Annotated in this window: 13 protein-coding genes; 11 read left to right on the top strand and 2 right to left on the bottom strand. The window is 48.1% G+C overall.

Features of this window, described 5'->3' with window-relative positions:
- Positions 1–185: 185 nt before the first annotated feature.
- Both NDI48_10975 and NDI48_10970 read left to right on the top strand, forming a co-directional pair.
- On the top strand, positions 186–3,761 hold the full coding sequence (locus NDI48_10975) for an AAA-like domain-containing protein (protein MEP0831729.1): 3,576 nt from the start codon (positions 186–188) through the stop codon (positions 3,759–3,761).
- Between the two features lie 32 nt (positions 3,762–3,793).
- Positions 3,794–7,366 carry an AAA-like domain-containing protein gene (locus tag NDI48_10970; GenBank protein ID MEP0831728.1) on the top strand — a complete coding sequence of 1,191 codons (3,573 nt, stop codon included), beginning with the start codon at positions 3,794–3,796 and terminating at the stop codon, positions 7,364–7,366.
- On the opposite strand, the gene NDI48_10965 is transcribed toward NDI48_10970, so the two are convergent.
- Positions 7,359–9,011, bottom strand: a complete 1,653-nt coding sequence (locus tag NDI48_10965; GenBank protein ID MEP0831727.1) for a Ppx/GppA family phosphatase — start codon at positions 9,009–9,011, stop codon at positions 7,359–7,361. The genes NDI48_10970 and NDI48_10965 overlap by 8 nt on opposite strands.
- Before the next feature lie 138 nt (positions 9,012–9,149).
- On the opposite strand from NDI48_10965, the gene NDI48_10960 reads away from it, so the two are divergent.
- The 9 genes from NDI48_10960 to NDI48_10920 all read left to right on the top strand — a co-directional run bounded on the left by NDI48_10960 (position 9,150) and on the right by NDI48_10920 (position 18,254).
- Entirely contained in the window at positions 9,150–10,034 is an 885-nt protein-coding gene (locus tag NDI48_10960) for a 4-hydroxybenzoate solanesyltransferase (GenBank protein ID MEP0831726.1), read from the top strand.
- A gap of 203 nt (positions 10,035–10,237) precedes the next feature.
- A complete protein-coding gene (locus NDI48_10955; GenBank protein MEP0831725.1) occupies positions 10,238–10,729 on the top strand; it encodes a DUF29 domain-containing protein in 492 nt (163 codons plus the stop codon).
- A 13-nt stretch (positions 10,730–10,742) separates the two neighbouring features.
- On the top strand, positions 10,743–11,249 hold the full coding sequence (locus NDI48_10950; GenBank protein ID MEP0831724.1) for a TIGR00725 family protein: 507 nt from the start codon (positions 10,743–10,745) through the stop codon (positions 11,247–11,249).
- 258 nt (positions 11,250–11,507) lie between these two features.
- The gene (locus NDI48_10945) at positions 11,508–12,107 is read left to right on the top strand and encodes a superoxide dismutase (GenBank protein MEP0831723.1); all 600 of its coding nucleotides are present in this window, start codon (positions 11,508–11,510) and stop codon (positions 12,105–12,107) included.
- A gap of 182 nt (positions 12,108–12,289) precedes the next feature.
- A complete protein-coding gene (locus tag NDI48_10940) occupies positions 12,290–12,496 on the top strand; it encodes a hypothetical protein (GenBank protein MEP0831722.1) in 207 nt (68 codons plus the stop codon).
- Positions 12,497–12,741: 245 nt separating this feature from the next.
- Positions 12,742–14,865 carry a polyphosphate kinase 1 gene (gene ppk1 / locus NDI48_10935; GenBank protein MEP0831721.1) on the top strand — a complete coding sequence of 708 codons (2,124 nt, stop codon included), beginning with the start codon at positions 12,742–12,744 and terminating at the stop codon, positions 14,863–14,865.
- Positions 14,866–15,022: 157 nt separating this feature from the next.
- The gene (locus NDI48_10930; protein MEP0831720.1) at positions 15,023–16,312 is read left to right on the top strand and encodes a glucose-1-phosphate adenylyltransferase; all 1,290 of its coding nucleotides are present in this window, start codon (positions 15,023–15,025) and stop codon (positions 16,310–16,312) included.
- 267 nt (positions 16,313–16,579) lie between these two features.
- A complete protein-coding gene (locus NDI48_10925; protein ID MEP0831719.1) occupies positions 16,580–17,113 on the top strand; it encodes an AAA family ATPase in 534 nt (177 codons plus the stop codon).
- A gap of 121 nt (positions 17,114–17,234) precedes the next feature.
- On the top strand, positions 17,235–18,254 hold the full coding sequence (locus tag NDI48_10920; GenBank protein ID MEP0831718.1) for a DnaJ domain-containing protein: 1,020 nt from the start codon (positions 17,235–17,237) through the stop codon (positions 18,252–18,254).
- 162 nt (positions 18,255–18,416) lie between these two features.
- On the opposite strand, the gene NDI48_10915 is transcribed toward NDI48_10920, so the two are convergent.
- On the bottom strand, positions 18,417–19,463 hold the full coding sequence (locus tag NDI48_10915; GenBank protein MEP0831717.1) for a leucine-rich repeat domain-containing protein: 1,047 nt from the start codon (positions 19,461–19,463) through the stop codon (positions 18,417–18,419).
- Positions 19,464–19,577: the final 114 nt, after the last annotated feature.

Below are 19,577 nucleotides of genomic sequence, written 5' to 3'. Positions count from 1 at the left end.
ACAAGTCGGATATCTCACCGTCACGAATCATTTAGGGCTGCTATAGCTTACTAGATGTTAAAAGATGTATAGCAGTCGCCAAAGCAATTAGGACTCTCGCCAAATACTGAAACCTTGAGGAGTCAATCTTTTGCTTTGTGCCTCCTCGTATGATCTCCGGTACTCTCTGCTTTCTGCTATACATCATGCTCACCGCCCAAAGTCCATCCTATGAATATCAAGTTGGTGGGAGTTTACCGCTTGATGCGCCTAGCTATGTCAGGCGTCAAGCTGATAAGGAGTTATACGAGGCACTGTTAAGGAGTGAGTTTTGCTACGTCCTCAACTCCCGGCAGATGGGTAAATCCTCGCTTTGGGTGCAAACAATGTACCGCTTGCAAGCTGAAGGCATTTGCTGTGGAGTCATCGATCTAACAGCCATTGGCACTCAAGAGGTAACACCAGAACAGTGGTATGCCTCTGTTGTCGGTTCTCTCACCAGCAGCTTCCAGCTTGACTTTAATTTACGAGCTTGGTGGCGCGATCGCACCCACTTATCCTTAGTCAACCGCTTAAGTGAATTTCTAGAAACAGTCCTGCTGGTTGGGCTTGAGCAAAATGTCGTAATTTTTATCGATGAAATCGATAGCGTCCTCGGTTTAAACTTCCCCGTTGACGATTTTTTTGCCCTGATTAGAGCTTTATACAACAAACGGGCAGAAATGTCATCGTACAAGCGTCTGACTTTTGCGCTGTTGGGAGTGGCTACGCCGACCGATTTAATTACTGACAAAAACCGCACTCCGTTTAATATTGGACAGCCCATTGAGCTGAGAGGGTTTGAGCTAGATGAAGCGATGCCCCTGCTGCCTGGGTTAACGGGAATTGTTAGCAATCCCAAAGCGGTGCTCAAACAAATTTTGAACTGGACTGGCGGACAGCCATTCCTCACGCAAAAGCTTTGCAAGCTGCTTCTGGGCGCAACTCAAGAGTGGGGTGAAGGGTTTGTGAGAATTCCCTCTGCTAGCGAAGCCTTTTGGGTGGAGCAGTTGGTGCAACAGCACATTATCGATAACTGGGAAGCACAGGATGAGCCGGAGCATTTAAAGACAATACGCGATCGCCTCCTTTACAACGAACAACGCGCCGGAAGATTGCTCGGCATCTATCAGCAAATCTTACAGGGTGTGGAAGTGCCAACCGATGACAGTCGAGAACAGGTAGAACTGTTGCTAAGCGGGTTGGTGGTGAAACACCAGGGTGTATTGAAGGTAAGAAACCCGATTTATCAAGAAGTTTTTAACCTGGAATGGGTAGAGAAACAGTTAGGACAACTGCGCCCCTACTCTCAAGCTTTCGATGCTTGGCTCGCTTCAAAACGGCAGGATGCTTCGCGCCTTCTGAGGGGAAAAACCCTAACAGATGCCCAAACCTGGGCGCAGGGAAAAAGTTGGAGCGATTTGGATTATCAGTTTTTAGCGGCTTCTGAAGAATTAGACAGAACAGAAGTGCAGTTAGCATTGGAAGCAGAACGGGCTAAAGAAGTTGAAGCCAGACTAACAGAGGAACAAAAAAGATTAGCACTAGAGAAAAAAAGTTCTAGGCGGCAAAGGTTTTTGCTGGTTGTAGAAAGTATGACGTTAGTTTTAGCCTGTGTATTGGGGCTAGGGATTTATGTTCAGTATCGGCAAACGGCTGCGAGCGAGATAAAAGCGATCGCCAAATCTTCCGAAGCCCTATTTGCCTCAAATCAAAAGTTAGATGCATTAGTACAAGCTATTACAGCACAGCGACGATTGCAGAAGTTGGGTGTTGCAGACGCAGATATCCAGAACTCAGTTAAGCAGACTCTCCATCAGGCTGTTTATGGAGCAGTTGAGTATAACCACTTATTGGGGCATGACAATGTGGTTAATGATGTAACGTTCAGCCCTGATGGCGAACTCATTGCCTCAGCGTCTGCCGACAAAACCATCGCTCTTTGGCAAAAAGACGGTACAAAACTGGGAACACTTCAAGGGCACAACAAGACAGTTTGGGGAGTCGTATTTAGCCCCAAAGGGGATCTAATTGCTTCTGGTTCTGGGGATAACACCGTTAAACTTTGGCGCAAAAACAGTACAAAATCACCAAACCCAAAGCCGAGCTATACCTTGTGGCACACATTAGAAGGACATAGCAAAGACGTTGCAGACGTAGCGATCGCTCCTGACGGTCAGACCATTGCTTCCGCTTCTAAAGATAAAACAATTAAACTCTGGAGTACAGACGGCAAACTACTGAAAACTCTCACCGGACATACGGATGAAGTTGCCAGTGTTGCCTTTAGCTTTGACGGTCAAACTATTGCATCTGCATCTCACGATAAAACCATCAAACTTTGGAGTGTAGACGGTAAACTGCTCAGAACCCTCACCGGACATACAGATAGAGTTAGAGACGTTGCCTTTAGCCCTCAAGGAAATCTGATTGCCTCGGCGAGTTGGGATAAAACAGTCAAACTTTGGCACCTTGATGGAACTTTAGTCCAAACTCTAACTGAACACAGCGATGGAGTAATCAAAATCGCTTTTAACCCTCAAGGTCGTTTAATCGCCTCGGCAAGTGTTGACAGAACAGTCAAACTTTGGAAGCTTGACGGGACTCTCGTAAAAACCCTGCCAGCCGCCAAGGATGTCGTCTCTGGAGTGGCTTGGAGTCCTGACGGGCAACTCCTCGCGTCATCCAGTTGGGATGGCCCGATCGCGCTCTGGAAGCTTGATGACAGTTTGCTCCAGACTCTTAACGGACATCAAGCACCAATTTACACCATAAAATTTAGTCCTGATGGTAAGACAATTGCTACCGCCAGCCGCGATCAGACTATTAAACTTTGGCGGCTTGATGGTAGCTTAATTCGCACGTTTCCCAAACAATCCGATAAAGTTTTCGGAGTCGATTTCAGCCCAAGCGGAGACACCCTTGCTACAGGCGGTTATGACAGCACTGTTCGGTTGTGGCGACTGGATGGAACCTTACTCCACACTTTTACTGGACATCAAGGCAGAGTCTTCGCCGTTGATTTCCATCCAGATGGGCAGTCACTCGCTTCGGCGGGTGAGGACAGAACTGTCAAAATTTGGAGGATTGACGGCACCCAATTGGCAACTCTTAAAGGGCATACCGATCACATTAACGGAGTTGCCTTTAGCCCCGACGGACAGCTTATTGCCTCAGCTAGCGTGGACGGCACAGTCAAACTTTGGCAGTGGGATAATGCCATCGCATCTGGAAAGCCCAGCTACAGGCTTCTACACACATTAAAAAGCCATGGCCGTCAGGTGGCTGGAGTGGCATTTAGCCCTGATGGAAACACCCTCGCTTCAGCAGGGATGGATAGTATGGTGAGACTTTGGCGGCGCGACGGTACAGAAATCAGAGCCTTTAAGGGACACAAAAATGGAGTGTTCGGAGTGGCATTTAGCCCTGATGGGAAGTTCATCGCCTCAGCCAGTTTCGACGGCACAGTCAAAGTTTGGGGGTACGACGGTAAAGAAATTGAAACCTTAAAGGGACATAGCGATGGGGTATTTGGAGTTGCCTTTAGCTCTGATGGGAAGTTAATCGCCTCAGCAAGTCAGGATAGAACCGCAATTTTATGGAATTTAGAGCGAATTTTCCAGCTCGATTTCCTCCAGTATGGTTGCAATTGGGTGCGGGATTATCTGCGGACGAATGCAGAAGTAGAGGAAAGCGATCGCTCTTTGTGCGATGGAGTCAAAACTCAAAACGCTGCACACTAATTAATAAGGTTCCCTTTTTCCTTTCCCCCATCATGCTCACCGCCCAAAGTCCATCCTATGAATATCAAGTTGGCGGGAGTTTACCGCTTGATGCCCCTAGTTATGTCAAGCGTCAAGCTGATGATGAGCTGTACGAGGCACTGTTAAGGACTGAGTTTTGCTACGTCCTCAACTCCCGACAGATGGGCAAGTCTTCGCTTTGGGTGCAAACCATGCACCGCTTGCAAGCTGAGGGTATTTGCTGCGGAGTCATCGATCTCACAGCCATTGGCACTCAAGAGGTAACGCCAGAACAGTGGTATGCCTCTGTTGTCGGTTCTCTCACTAGCAGCTTTCAGCTTTCCTTTAATTTACGAGCTTGGTGGCGCGATCGCACCCATTTATCCTTAGTCAGTCGCCTGAGTGAATTTATTGAAACCGTTTTACTCTTAGAAATTCAGCAAAATGTCGTAATTTTTATTGATGAAATCGACAGCCTACTCAGCTTAGACTTCCCTATCGACGATTTTTTCACCCTAATCAGAGCCTTATACAACAAACGCGCTCAAAAGTCAAGCTATAAACGCGTCACCTTTGCCCTGTTGGGGGTAGCGACACCGCCTGATTTAATTGCAGACAAAAACCGCACACCGTTTAATATCGGACGGGCAATTGAGCTAAGAGGATTTGACTTACACGAAGCCATCCCTCTGATACCGGGATTACAGAAAATTGCCAGTCAACCAAAAGCCTTGTTAGCTGAAATTTTGTACTGGAGTGGGGGACAGCCGTTTTTAACCCAAAAGTTATGCCAGCTTGCTCTGATGGCAACAAATCGCGTGGGGGCAATTCCTGCTGGGGAGGAGGCGCGTTGGGTGGAACAGTTGGTGCAAGAGCGCATCATCGACAACTGGGAAACTCAGGATGAACCAGAGCATTTGAGGACAATACGCGATCGCATCTTGAGTCAGGAGCAACGCGCTGGGAGGTTACTGGGAATTTATCAGCAAATCTTACAGCAGGGGGAAGTCAAGAGCGATGACTCAACAGAGCAAATGGAACTACTGCTGTCTGGTTTGGTGGAGAAACAGCAGGGTTTCCTGAAGGTGAAAAACCCCATCTATCAGAACGTATTCGATTTGGCATGGGTAAAAGAACAATTAGCTTCTCTGCGCCCTTACACTCAAGCCTTCGATGCTTGGATAGCTTCAAAACAACAGGATGCTTCGCGCCTTCTGAGGGGGCAGGCGTTGAAAGACGCTTCATACTGGGCGCAGGGAAAAAGTTTGAGCGATTTAGACTATCAATTTTTAGCCGCTTCTCAAGAATTAGACAGGCTGGAAGTGCAGCAAACGCTGGAAGCAGCGAGGCTAAGAGAAGTAGAAGCCCGACTGGCAGAAGAACGCAAGCGGTTAGTTTTAGAGCGAGAGACAGCAAAGCGACAGCGAAGGTTTATTGGGGCGTTGAGTGGGGCACTAATAGTTGCGATCGCATCCGGCATTCTCGCCCTCTGGCAATATCATCGCGCCGTCACAAGCGAACAGCAAGCCCGCATCAGCGAAATTCAAGCCCTCACCTCCTCCTCCGCAGGACAATTCGCCTCCCAGCAGCGATTAGATGCCCTCGTGACTGCCATCAAAGCAAAACGTAGGCTCGACAGTCTCGCTCATTACAGCCCCCAGTTGCAATCTCAAGTTCAACAAGTGCTGCAACAAGCCATCTACGGAACGGCAGAATTCAATCGCCTGTCGGAGCAGCCCAGCCCGCTTCTGGCAATTGATGTCAGCCCAGACGGTCAAATCATCGCCACCAGCGGCACTGACGCAACGGTCAAGCTTTGGCAGCCCGATGGTATGCTGCTGCGAACCCTCCAGCACCCAGCCACTGTCATCTTCGCCCTCAGTTTCAGCCCCGATAGCCAGCGCCTAGTGACATCCAGTACAGACGGCAGCATTTATCTGTGGAATCGAGAAGGCAAGCTGCTCAAAACCTTTCAGGGACACAGTGCTGCCATTTGGGCGATCGCCTTCAGTCCTGACGGTCAGCGCATCGCCTCCGCCAGCGAAGACAGCACCATTCGCCTGTGGAGTGCCGATGGCAAACTGCTGCAAACTCTGAGCGGACATCAAAATGCGGTTTGGGGTGTTGCCTTTAGCCCAGATGGAAACCTGGTTGCCTCTAGCAGCACAGATAATACGGTCAAGGTCTGGACCAAGGGCGGCGAACTGGTGAGAACCCTGGAAGGGCACAAGGCCGCCGTTTGGGATGTTGAGTTCGCCTTACTTGCAGACAATAGCGGCACAAAACGTCCCACCATTGTCTCTGCCAGCGCTGACAATACTATCAAACTCTGGCAACCCGACGGAAAGCTGCTACAAACTCTCAGCGGTCACACTTCGGAAGTGTTTGAAGTCGCCGTCAGCACAGCAGGCGATGTGATTGCTTCCGCTAGCGCTGACCAAACCATCAACCTCTGGAAGCCGGACGGGACGCTGTTGAAAGTCCTCAAAGGGCATCAATCTGGAATTCGAGGCGTGACCTTTATTCCCAACAGTCAAATCGTTGTCTCCGCCAGCGACGACAATACCGCCCGACTCTGGAACCCGACCAACCCCTTCTCGAAAGTCCTGCACGGACATGGCGGCACGATTTGGGATGTGGATTTCAGCCCCGAAGGTCAGATGCTAGCTTCAGCCAGTTCGGATGGCAGCTTCAAACTGTGGGCGCGAGACGGCACCTTGCTGAAGTCTTTTGGTAGATACAAGGCTGGCATTCGCTCCGTTGCTTTCCTCCAGGGTGCCAACTTTGCCAACAGTGCGAACGCGCCCATCCTTGCTGTCTCCAGTAGAGATAAAACGATTAAATTCTGGCAGTTCGACGGGACGTTGCTGAAAACCATAACAGGACATAAGGCAAGCGTTTGGGATATTTCCCCTAGTCCAGACGGTCAGCTACTCGCTTCTGCCAGCGATGATAAAACCGTGAAACTGTGGAACAAAGACGGCACTTTGCTGAAAACTTTCACAGGGCATCAGGCTAGGGTTTACGATGTGGACTTTACCCCTGACGGAAAGAGGCTGGTTTCCGCCAGTGACGACGGCACTGCTCGGTTATGGAGTTTGGACGGTCGGTTTTCCAGGATTCTAAAGGGTCATCGCAGCCCTATTTGGGAAGTTGCCATCAGTCCAGACGGTCGCACTTTGGCAACTGCTAGCATGGATGACACGATTAAACTCTGGACGAGCGATGGCGCGTTGCTCAAAACCCTCAAGGGAAATATGAGAGGCATAATGGGGGTTGATTTCAGTCCAGACGGTCAAATGCTGGTAGCGGCAGGCTCAACTGGCGCACTCAAACTTTGGAAGATAGACGGTACAGAAATAACGACGCTAACCGGACATGAAGGAAACGTTTGGGGGGTGGCGTTTAGTCCCGATGGCAAACAGATTGCCTCTGCTGGGGACGATCGCACGGTAATTTTGTGGGATGTGGAGCGAATTCTCAAACTAAATGAACTGGCTTATGCTTGCGATCGCGTGCGTAATTATCTCAAGACGAATGATCAACTTGGTCAAGTTGATCGCGCTCTTTGCGATGGAGTCACAACTCAATTTAAGATTAACTGACTGTCACTGATGCCGATTCCAACGTTGCCACTAATTTTATCCCTAATTCCTCTTCAATAACGCCTTTTTTGTAATTCAAACTCCACAGTTCCAACGCGCAATCATCCCCTACTTGAGCAGGAAACAGACGCAGATGCAGTTCTTTTTCATTCGGGCGATACTCGCATTCTACTCGTGCGATCGCACCAATTTGTCGGCGATCCAGCGCAACTGCCAAGCGTAACAAAGCACTGAGCTGACACACGAGTTGCCGATGCTTTTTACTGGATAGATTACTAAAGCTTTCGTGCTTTTTCTTAGGGGTATTCCCACGGTGGTAGCGAGCGAGATTAGCAATGATTTCAATTTCGGTTTCCACAAAACCCAGAAGTTCGGCGTGACGAATTAGGTAATAAGAGTGCTTATGGTGAGCCGAATGATTCACATATAATCCACAGTTGTGCAAAATTGCCGCTGCCCAAAGCAGTTCCCGTTCTTCACAATCCCAGTGGTGGAGATATCCTTTGGTTTGGTTAAACAAACTCAGAACCAAGTTAGCAACTCGCTGGCTGTATTCCGAATTGACCTGATATTTCTGAGCAATTTTCAAGACGCTGCGTTCGCGCACAGAACCTTGATAGCGCAGTCGGTCTTCAATCAAACCGTGGGTGAGCATCCAGTCCACAATCACCCCTTCTCGGAGTGCCCGTTCACCAATGATCAAGCACTCAACCCGCAGCATTGTCATCGCTTCCACTAAAATGAGGGCACCCGCAACAATGATTTCTGAGCGTCGATCTGACATCCCTGGGATTGCTCCCCGTTCCGCGCAACTCATTGACGCTAAGCGCTTGACCATTTCTTTGAGGTCTTTGCGACTCATTTGGTAGCCGTTGAGGGTATTGGGTACCGTTCCTAGCTTTTCCCTCGCGTGCATGGTCGCCAGCGTCTCAATGGTGCCAGAGGTTCCCACTAAACGAGGCTGTTCGCCCGGTTGCAGGTGAGCGAGTAACTCTTCAACAGGTCGCTCTAGCATCCCCCGGATATAAGCTTGCAAGTATTGAAACTCGCTGTGATTCATGGGGTCGGTGGTGATGAGTTCAGCCGTGAGGCGAACGGCCCCTATTTTCGTACTGCTCAGATAACGGGGTTCATGACTATCCCCCAGAATTAATTCCGTCGATCCGCCGCCAATGTCAACAATAATATGGGGCCGATTGTTGAATTCCATCCCCGACAAGACACCCAAATAAATCCGTCGGGCTTCTTCTTGACCTGAAATTAGGTTGACAAATAACCCTAATTCTGATTCGATTTGCTTTAAAAAGGTTCGTCCATTCGGTGCCTCGCGCATAGCACTCGTGGCAACGGCAACAATTTGTTCGGCATTGCAGCTTTTAGCTAGTTCCTGGCAACGTTGCAAAGCAGCCAGAGACCGTCCCATGGCTTCTGGTGTCAACTCCCCTGTCTTGGGATGGCGATCGCCTAGCCGTACTGTCTCTTTTTCTCTGGCAATAATCGTAAACGACGGTAGCACTGGGTCAATCTGCACAACGACCATGTGAATGGAATTAGTCCCAATGTCGATCGCTGCCAGAATGCAGTTTTGATCAAGATTAGGATTGCAATCCGTGATAGAACTTTCTTTCGTTAAAGAATCAACCATGCCCTTGTATTCCAGGTAAAAACACCAGCCCAGACTCTAGGGATAACAATCCCGTTTAAAGGGAATTAAGTAAATAGGCACTATATCCTAGATAGAAATTCCCCAATCGGGAAGAATCAACCATCCTGAATTTGTTCCATGCTGACCCAACCCCAACAAAACCCCGTACCAAGCTGGCTAAGGATTATTCGACTCCTGCGATGGGATAAGCCAGCAGGACGCCTGATCTTGATGGTACCTGCACTGTGGGCCGTCTTTCTAGCCGCTAATGGCATACCCCCTGTACCCTTAGTCGGGGTGATTATCCTGGGAACCTTAGCCACCAGTGGTGCGGGTTGTGTGATTAATGATTTGTGGGATAGAGATATTGACCCTCAAGTTGAACGCACACGCGATCGCCCCCTCGCCTCTCGTGCCCTCTCGATCCAAGTTGGTATCATTGTGACCTTAGTGGCAATGAGTTGTGCTGGCGTCCTCGCTCTTTATCTCAATTCTTACACCTTTTGGCTGTGCGTTGCTGCTGTCCCCGTCATCATCTTTTACCCATCCGCCAAGCGAGTATTTCCCATTCCCCAGTTAATGCTTTCCATCGCTTGGGGCTTTGCCGTCCTCATCAGTTGGAGTGCCGTAACTGCTAATCTGCAACCTGCAACTTGGATACTGTGGGGGGCAACAGTTCTTTGGACATTGGGCTTTGATACGGTTTATGCCATGTCTGATCGCGAAGATGACAAACGGATTGGGATTAACTCTAGTGCTATCTTTTTTGGTGATTATGCGGCTGAAGCTGTGGGTGTTTTCTTTGTGGGTACCGCTGGCTTGCTAGGCTGGTTAGGTGTCGTGATGCAATTACACCCCGGTTTTTGGCTGGGATTGGGAATTGCGATCGCACTTTGGGCTTGGCAATATACCCGACTGCGCCAAAAAGACCTTCCCAGATCGGCTTATGGTGAGATTTTCCGCCAAAATGTTTGGATTGGTTTTATTATCCTGGCTGGGATGATTGCTGGCTCTATTTTTTAGGTCTTATTGAAGGCATAGAAGCCAGTGATGTCCCGTAAGGGGAGTGCATCCCAAAGTTGCATAAACAGTTTTAAGAAGGGACAAGGAAGACAAGGGGACAAGGGGGATAGTACTGAAAAAAAAGATATTTGCAAAAATGGGATGCTCCCCGTAAGCGGATTGTCTGGTACGTCAAAATAGTTGTTGTTGCATAAGGTTCAGTCGTGAGTACAGAACTAAGTACCTCTTCTGGGATAACCTCCACTCTCTATGAGAAAGACTTCTATGCCTGGACGCAAGAACAGGCAAAACTTCTGCTGCAAGGGAAATGGGATGGTTTGGATGTTGCCAATTTGGTTGAGGAGATAGAGTCTTTGGGCAAGCAGCAACGCCAAGAACTCAGGAATCGCCTGGGCGTTTTGCTCGGTCATCTGCTTAAATGGGAGTTTCAGTTTAGCAAGCGCTCGAAAAGCTGGTTTGTCACACTGCGAGAACAACGTCGTGAGATTCGTGACTTGCTGGAAGAAAGTCCCAGCTTGAAGCCTTATCTTCCTGAAGCGTTGCAAAAAGCTTACCCGTCTGGCATAGATTTAGTAGTACGAGAAACACCTATGCGCGATCGCGACTTGCCGAGTGCGTGTCCCTACACCTTAGAGCAAGTTTTGGACGGCGCGTTTTTCCCAGGGCAACCTGATGAACCGGAGCGAGACTGGTAACTATCGCTAACTCATGAGAAAAATTATCATTGGGGTGATGGGGCCAGGAACTGGAGCCTCGGAGACTGACCGAAAACATGCCTATACAATAGGCACACTGATTGCTCAAGCAGGATGGGTGCTGCTGACGGGGGGCAGAAATGTTGGTGTTATGGACGCTGCCAACCGTGGGGCAAAATCTGCCAATGGTTTGACTGTCGGTATTCTGCCTAATGCTGGCGATAGCGGCGTCTCTGATGCCGTGGATATTGCCATTTTTACAGACATGGGCAGTGCCCGAAATAATATCAACGTCCTCTCCAGTGACGGGGTGATTGCTTGCGGGATGGGGGCTGGCACCGCCTCTGAAGTGGCACTGGCTTTAAAGGCCAATAAACCTGTCGTTTTATTGACAGAGGATCGAGAAAGTCAACAGTTTTTTCAACACCTGTCGAACCATAATATTTTTATCGCAACGAGTCCAGAAGCTGCGATCGCATTCGTTAAACAAGCCTTAACTCATGGTTGTGAAACCGAGTAATGTTGAGCCGATGAGATTAACCTTATTGTCCAAAGTATGCTTACCGAATCATAGCACGAACCTTTTAAATAAGTCTTCTACCCTTGGATATACAAGGATTATGTTTTAGAGCAATACAGCCTTTGGGCTACAATGATATTGTTAAATTTTATGGCATCAGCTAAAGAAAATTTAAGCTGATTATCGTGAAGTTTGCAATGAGTCTAGCTTCCCGATTCGCTTTAAGCTAGAAGGCAGTTTTGAGAGGATTGAACCGAAATGGGATACGAACTTCCCCCCTTACCTTACGCCTACGATGCGCTGGACCCTTACATCTCTGCCAAGACGTTTGAGTTCCATCATGACAAGCATCACGCGGCTTACGTGACCAATTACAACAACCTAATCAAGGACACGGATCTAGCCGATAAGTCGATTGAGGAAGTCATCAAGGCAACCTACAATGACTCGTCCAAGGGCGGCATCTTCAACAATGCGGCACAAGCTTGGAACCACACATTCTTCTGGAATGGCATGAAGCAGGGTGGCGGCGGTGCCCCAACTGGTGCCATCGCCGAGAAGATTGATTCGGACTTAGGTGGCTACGATAAGTTCAAAGAAGAGTTTAAAAAAGCAGCAGCGACTCAGTTCGGCAGTGGCTGGGCTTGGCTCGTACTCGACAACGGTACGCTGAAAATCACCAACTCTCCCAATGCCGTCAACCCGCTAGCTTTAGGGCAAACTCCTTTGCTAACTCTGGATGTTTGGGAACACGCCTACTATCTGGATTACCAAAATAAGCGTCCCGACTTCATCGACGCTTTCATCAACAACTTGATTAACTGGGACTTTGTTAACGAGAATATGGCTGCCGCTTAAGGAACGTTAACTCAAAGGGGACACTGAGCGCTCGCCTCCGGACTACGGCAAAATTCACTGTATTAGGAGTGATCGCGATTCCCTCTCTCATTGAGGAAGCCCTCAATTAAGATTAAGAAGACAGCCATGGGAAAAAATCGTGGCTGTCTTTTATTGTTATTGACCTACATCAAAATAATTGTATGGATAGTAAAGATTTAGCCCAATATATCGAAAGCACAAATAGCATTTCCAAGCCCTGGCTACTGGTGCAACTACGATTGAAGAAACTCCAAGAGCAACGAGAAACACTTTCACCCGAAGAGTATGCGACAGGACTCGCTGATATTCACCAGGATCTCATGAAATTAGGTGAATGGTGGCGCGGTATCGAAGACGAGGTTTTTTGAAGTCACATGGAATAAAAATTCTTAACCTTCAACCTTCTAACCTTCCAACCTTCAACTCATTTCCAAGATAGGTTCTAGAACGCTTCAGTTCAGGGTACTATGAAGTCGCAACCCCTAGTGACCCCACTAGGAGATCAGGCGTTGTGGCGCGCTATCTGGTGCAGGATACTCTGGCACACCCTCCTCAACAACTGACTGATGCGACAAGCGATCACTCTGGGACAGGACAAAGCCAACTCAAAATTATGGCTAAATCATCGAAAACGACCCTCACGGACATTAATCTAGGTGACCCGCAATATTACTTTAATCGGGAACTCAGTTGGCTAGAGTTTAATGATCGGGTGTTGCATGAAGCCACTGACCCGCGGACGCCTCTTTTGGAGCGTCTAAAGTTCATGAGCATTTTTAGCTCCAATTTGGATGAATTCTTCATGGTTCGTGTTGCTGGTTTACAGCAACAGCTAGAGGCCAATGTGAGAAAGTTGACGCCTGATGGTCGAACACCGAGCCAACAGTTGGAGGCCATTAGTGATCGATTACGTCCCATGATCAATGAACAGCATCAACACTTTGAGAAAGTTCTGCGATCGCAACTGGCACGAGAAGGGGTCCATTTTCTAGATTACATGGACTTGAACCAGGAACAACGGACTTACCTGCAAAACTACTTTGAAGAGCAAATTTTTCCGGTTCTCACCCCCCTTGCGGTTGACCCCAGCCATCCATTTCCTTACATTTCCAATCTCAGTTTGAATCTGGCTGTAGTGGTGAAAGACCCAGACACGGGAGAAGAGTTATTTGCACGGGTAAAAGTGCCTAAAGTCTTACCTCGGTTCGTGCCTTTGCCTGAACAGTTGCGTCACCGCAAAAAAGATCGACCCGCCGTCTGGTCGGGTGTGCCTCTAGAACAAGTCATTGCTCATAACTTGGAATTTTTATTTCCAGGAATGAATATTCTGGAGTATCATCCATTTCGGATTACCCGCAATGCAGACCTAGCTGTCGAAGAAGATGAAGCGGACGACCTGCTGTTGGCGATTGAGCAGGAACTGCGGAAACGACGCGTTGGCGGTTCTGTCGTGCGGATGGAAATTCATGTCACAATGCCCGATACCGTGCGAGAGATGCTGATGCGGGAGTTCAGGCTCCAGAAGATCGATATCTATGAGGTAGACAGTTTACTGGAATTGGGCGATTTGATGGGTTTGATGGAGTTGCCACTCCCGGAACTGAAAGACCCCCCTTGGACACCCGTGGTGCCCTCCCGGTTGCGATCGCCAACCGCGGAGGACGAGGAGGAAGATTTATTCACCGTGATTTGCCGTGCCGATTTGCTGGTACACCATCCCTATCAGTCCTTTTCCGGAACAGTGCTGCGCTTTATTACCCAGGCGGCTCAAGATCCGGCGGTTCTCGCCATCAAGATGACACTCTATCGGACATCGGGTGATTCACCCATTCTCAACGCCTTGATTTCGGCGGCAGAAAATGGTAAACAAGTGGCGGTTCTAGTGGAGCTGAAAGCCCGTTTTGATGAAGAGAACAATATTCTCTGGGCACGCAAATTAGAACAAGCAGGGGTGCATGTTGTTTATGGTTTGGTAGGGTTGAAAACTCACACCAAAGTCGTACTGGTGGTGCGTCGGCACGACAACAAAATAAAACGCTATGTTCATATCGGCACTGGCAACTATAATCCTAAAACCGCCAGATTTTATACGGATTTGGGAATATTAAGCTGTCGGGATGATTTGGGTGCAGATTTAACCGATTTGTTTAATTTCTTGACGGGTTACTCACGGCAACGGTCTTATCGGAAGTTATTGGTCGCGCCAGTGAATTTGCGCGATCGCTTCCTGGCCTTGATTAACCGTGAGATCGAAAATTGCCGACAGGGTGGAACGGGTCGTATCGTTGCCAAAATGAATGCTCTGGTTGACCCACAAATTATTGCCACTCTCTACGAGGCTTCCCGTGCAGGCGTTCAAATTGACTTAATTGTCCGAGGAATTTGCTGTCTGCGTCCTGGACTTCCAGGTGTCAGTGAAAATATCCGCGTGATTAGTGTGGTCGGTCGCTTTTTAGAACACTCACGGATTTATTACTTTCACAATCAAGGTAAAGAGGAGGTGTATATTGGCAGTGCAGACTGGATGCGTCGGAATCTGGATCGACGAGTCGAGGCCGTTGTGCCTATTGAAGACCCAGAGCTTGTCAAAGACCTGCAAGAGATCTTGGCAATCATGATGGCAGATAACCGTCAAGCTTGGGAACTCCAATCCGACGGTAGCTACATCCAACGACATCCCGCTGACGGTACCAACGAGCAATGCGCCCAGAAGATCTTAATGGAAATGGCAAACTAACCCGTTAAGAGTCCTGAATTCATTTCTAACTCTTGACTAAAGAGGTCTGAAGTGTAAAGGCTGAACTTCAGCCTTTTATCTCCTGTTCCCCCTTGCCATCTGTTACTTAGAATCGCACACTAAACTTAACAATTTACTTGCAGTCGAGAGGTTATTTGTGAAAAGAGTCTTAGGAATTATTCTCGGAGGTGGTGCAGGGACACGCCTTTATCCCCTAACCAAGCTGCGGGCTAAACCGGCTGTCCCCTTAGCCGGGAAGTATCGCCTGATTGATATTCCAGTCAGTAACTGTATTAACTCAGATATCCTGAAAATCTACGTTCTGACCCAATTCAACTCGGCTTCTCTCAATCGCCACCTAGCTCGTACTTACAACTTTTCTGGCTTCAGTGACGGGTTTGTTGAAGTCCTCGCTGCTCAACAGACGGCAGAAAACCCCAGTTGGTTCCAAGGTACCGCCGACGCCGTGCGTCAATATCTTTGGCTGATGGAGGAGTGGGAAGTTGATGAGTTCCTAATTTTATCCGGTGATCATCTCTACCGGATGGACTATCGCTTATTTGTCGAACGTCATCGCGACACCAACGCTGATATCACCCTCTCCGTGGTACCCATTGACGAGAAACGGGCATCGGATTTTGGTCTGATGAAAATTGATCACACAGGACGAGTCGTTGACTTTAGCGAAAAGCCCAAAGGGGATGCCCTGAAGAAAATGCAGGTGGATACGACCACACTCGGCTTAGATGCCGAACAGGCACAAAAAATGCCCTACATCGCTTCAATGGGGATTTATGTCTTCAAAAGAGATGTTTTAATCGACTTGCTGAATAAATCTCCAGATCAAACCGATTTTGGCAAAGAAATTATCCCCGCCTCAGCCAAGGACTATAACGTTCAAGCTTATCTCTATAACGGTTATTGGGAAGACATTGGAACAATTGAGTCGTTCTACGATGCTAACCTCGCACTGACTCAGCAACCGCGTCCACCCTTTAGCTTTTACGAGGAACGAGCTCCTATCTACACACGCGCCCGTTACTTGCCTCCGACCAAGCTTTTAGATTGCCAAGTGACGGAATCCATGATTGGGGAAGGTTGCATTCTCAAACAATGTCGGATTAACCACTCGGTGTTGGGAATTCGTTCGCGCATAGAAGCGGGTTGCATCATTGAAGATACCCTGATTATGGGGGCTGACTTTTACGAACCGTTCGCCGAGCGGCAATCCGACTGCGAAACCACCAGAGTTCCCCTAGGGATTGGTACCAACTCAACGATTCGCCGTGCGATTATTGATAAAAACGCTCGCATTGGCTGCGATGTGCAAATTATCAATAAAGATAGAGTGGAGGAAGCGGAGCGCGAGAATCAAGGCTTTTTCATCCGTAACGGCATTGTTGTGGTGTTCAAAAATGCTGTAATTCCGGATGGAACAGTCATTTAGCCCTGAATCCCCATTTAAGTTGCCCATGAAGAGTATGGGTTATACCATTTCTAGTTGAGTGCGCTACACATTAACCCCCTTAATACGGGAGAGCCAGAAAAGTATCTGTAGCAAGCATTTAGGGAATTGGTATTACAGGTTGTAAGGTCAGTAGGTTGAACGTTAAAACAGCGGTTTCAACCCTTGAAGTTCAATTTATCAACCTTCAACCTGTCAATTTTCCCCTAAGGGGAACGCTAGGCGAACAATCTGATAAACTTCAACTCAATGACCAAGCTGATTCTGCTGATAGGGCTTCCTGGGAGCGGTAAGTCTACGTTGGCTCGTAAACTATTGGTTGAATGTCCTGAAACTCATCTGATTTCTACCGATTCTATCCGCGCTCAATTGTTCGGTTCCGAGGAGGTTCAAGGCTCCTGGTTATTGGTTTGGCATCAGGTACAAGAGCAAATGCGTCAGGCTGTGGCTGTTTCACCTCTGGCGATTTATGATGCGACCCATGCGATGCGATGTTACCGAAAAGAAGCGATCGCACTAGGGCGTGAGGTCGGTTTTACCAGCCTGATAGGTGTATGGTTAGATACACCTCTGGTACTGTGTTTGGAACGAAATCAAGCGCGAAAGCGCACGGTTCCAGAGGAAGTGATTTTGCAGATGCACGCCTCACTGCTGAGCGCTCCGCCAATACAGGAAGAAGGATTTGATTACCTAATGCGTTACTCATCGGCAAGGTGTGGAAATTGCGATCGCCTGGATGAGAAAGAACCGAACTCAATTTCTTTGACAGCTTTGTTACCCTAGCTTTGAGGTATATCAACCCTATTCTACCTTGACAATTTGCTGACTTGAATGGTTGCAGCGCCCTGAGGTCAGAATAGGACAAAACTTAAACTAAAGACTAAGACTAAAGGAGAAACCCTTCATGGCTGCGACCGACTTTAAAGACTATTACGCCATCCTCGGAATCAATAAAACCGCCAGTGCGGATGAAATTAAGAAGTCCTATCGCCGACTAGCTCGAAAGTACCACCCGGACATGAACCCTGGTGATAAACAAGCAGAGGCTCGCTTTAAAGAAGTTAGCGAAGCCTACGAGGTGTTATCGGATACTGAAAAACGCCAGAAATACGATCAATATGGTCAGTATTGGAAGCAAGCCGGACAAGGATGGCCTGGTGGTGGTGGAGTCGGTGTAGATGCCAACGGCTTTGACTTTAGTCAGTATGGCAGTTTTGACGAGTTTATCAACGAATTGCTGGGTCGCTTTAACACTGGCGCAGGTGGCAGTAACCGACGGACTTATACCTATCGCACAGGCACGGGTGGCTCTACCGGGTTTAACGATTTTGGTGGCTTTGGTGGATTTAATGACTACGCAGGTGTTGACAATAACACAACGGCAGCGGGTGGCGATCGGCAAGCCACCATCTCTCTGAGCTGGTCTGAGGCGTTCCACGGGGTTCAGAAACGTTTGAACTTGGGAACTGAAGTCATCGACGTTCGGATTCCTCCTGGGGCGAAACCAGGTAGCCGCATTCGCGTTCGAGGCAAAGGACAGGTCAATTCTTACAACCAGCAACGGGGAGATTTGTACCTGGATGTAGAACTCAAACCTCACTCTTTCTTCCAGTTCGATGGCGATAATCTGATTTGTGAAGTGCCCGTGACGCCCGATGAAGCAGTATTGGGGGCAGCAATTGAGGTACCAACACCCGATGGCCCAGTGAATGTCAATGTTCCTGCGGGCATCCGTTCGGGTCAATCCTTACGGCTGCGTGGGAAAGGATGGCCCCGTCCCAAGGGTGAACGTAGTGACCAGTTAGTGCGGATTGTGATTGTACCGCCGAAAGATATGACGCCAATAGAGCGAGATTACTACGAAAAAATTCGCGCCAACCGCAGCTATCATCCTCGCAAGGATTTGTCACAAGTTCGGCTTTAAGGAATCAACTGAAGGCTAAGTATGAAATATCAAGTATGAAACGACCCCCTAGATGTATCTAGGGGATTGAGGCTAATGGTCGGAATATTTTCACGTCAAGCCTTGCCCCGCTTCGCTAACATTTTGGATACTTCATCTTTTCTGAATCAAGCTATCCGAGAATCACTTCCGAAGATAGGCCAAAACAGCCGATGTTCCTTGCTGAATAATTTCAGACGGCGGCGAAGTGAGAGGATTATTGTCGAGGGATAAACCTGTTAGATTGGGAAGAATTCCTACTTCTTTGGGTAGTGCTGTTAATTGATTGCTATAGAGAGAGAGTTTGGTTAAATAGGTAAGATTCCCAATTTCTTTAGGTAGCAACCTAAGTTGATTTTTGTAGAGAGATAGAGTGGTCAAATTGATGAGTTGACCAATCTCTTCGGGCAGCGATTTGAGTTGATTGCTGTCGATCGCTAGAGCCGTTAAATTGGTGAGATTGCCAATTTCTTTTGGCAGTACTGTCAGTTTATTGTTATCGAGAGAAAACTGTCTCAAGTTGATTAGATTGCCAATTTCTTTGGGCAGTGCTGTCAGTTTATTCGTATCTAGGGATAATCGGGTGAGATTGGTGAGATTGCCAATTTCTGTGGGCAGTATTGTGAGTTGGTTGTTGTCTAGAGATAGGCCGGTGAGATTGATAAGATTACCAATTTCTGTGGGCAGTACTGTCAGTTGATTGTTATCACAGGATAGTCGAGTAAGATTGGTGAGCTTGCCAATTTCTTTGGGAAGTGCTGTCAGTCGATTGCTGTAAACCGATAGTCGGGTGAGATTGGTGAGATTGGCAATTTCTGTTGGCAGTACTGGGAGTTGATTGTTATCGAGGGATAGCCCTGTCAGATTACTAAGATTGCCAATTTCTGTGGGTAGTGCTGTGAGTTGATTGTTATCGAGACATAGATCAGTCAGATTAGTGAGATTGCCAATTTCTTCGGGCAGTGCTTTGAGTTGATTACCGCTGAGATCTAGCTCTTTGAGATTGGTGAGTTGACCGATTTCGGGTGGTAGCGTTCCTAGTTCGTTGCCGTAGAGGGATAGTCTGGTTAGATGGGTGAGATTGCCAATTTCTGCTGGTAGTGTCGTCAGTTGATGGTTGTGGAGGTTAAGTGATGTTAGTTTGTCGTTAGCGGTTTGTTCAATCAGTACGAGTAATTCTTCGTGTGTCATCAGTAAACCTTAAAATGTGCGCTTGTCCTGATGGGACATGAGGATTTGGAGATAGTGACGCTCAATTGCCATCTTAAGTTCTGGGCTGGGATAATGCGATCGCACCTGTAATTC

This window comes from Microcoleus sp. AS-A8, from assembly GCA_039962225.1.
Classification (GTDB): Bacteria; Cyanobacteriota; Cyanobacteriia; order Cyanobacteriales; family Coleofasciculaceae; genus Allocoleopsis.
This window is presented reverse-complemented; position numbering and strand designations above follow the sequence as displayed.

Coding starts and splice junctions, on each gene's coding strand:
- NDI48_10975 (MEP0831729.1), top strand. CDS start 186: ATGCTCACCGCCCAAAGTCCATCCTATGAATATCAAGTTGGTGGGAGT.
- NDI48_10970 (MEP0831728.1), top strand. CDS start 3,794: ATGCTCACCGCCCAAAGTCCATCCTATGAATATCAAGTTGGCGGGAGT.
- NDI48_10965 (MEP0831727.1), bottom strand. CDS start 9,011: ATGGTTGATTCTTTAACGAAAGAAAGTTCTATCACGGATTGCAATCCT.
- NDI48_10960 (MEP0831726.1), top strand. CDS start 9,150: ATGCTGACCCAACCCCAACAAAACCCCGTACCAAGCTGGCTAAGGATT.
- NDI48_10950 (MEP0831724.1), top strand. CDS start 10,743: ATGAGAAAAATTATCATTGGGGTGATGGGGCCAGGAACTGGAGCCTCG.
- NDI48_10945 (MEP0831723.1), top strand. CDS start 11,508: ATGGGATACGAACTTCCCCCCTTACCTTACGCCTACGATGCGCTGGAC.
- NDI48_10940 (MEP0831722.1), top strand. CDS start 12,290: ATGGATAGTAAAGATTTAGCCCAATATATCGAAAGCACAAATAGCATT.
- ppk1 (MEP0831721.1), top strand. CDS start 12,742: ATGGCTAAATCATCGAAAACGACCCTCACGGACATTAATCTAGGTGAC.
- NDI48_10925 (MEP0831719.1), top strand. CDS start 16,580: ATGACCAAGCTGATTCTGCTGATAGGGCTTCCTGGGAGCGGTAAGTCT.
- NDI48_10920 (MEP0831718.1), top strand. CDS start 17,235: ATGGCTGCGACCGACTTTAAAGACTATTACGCCATCCTCGGAATCAAT.
- NDI48_10915 (MEP0831717.1), bottom strand. CDS start 19,463: ATGACACACGAAGAATTACTCGTACTGATTGAACAAACCGCTAACGAC.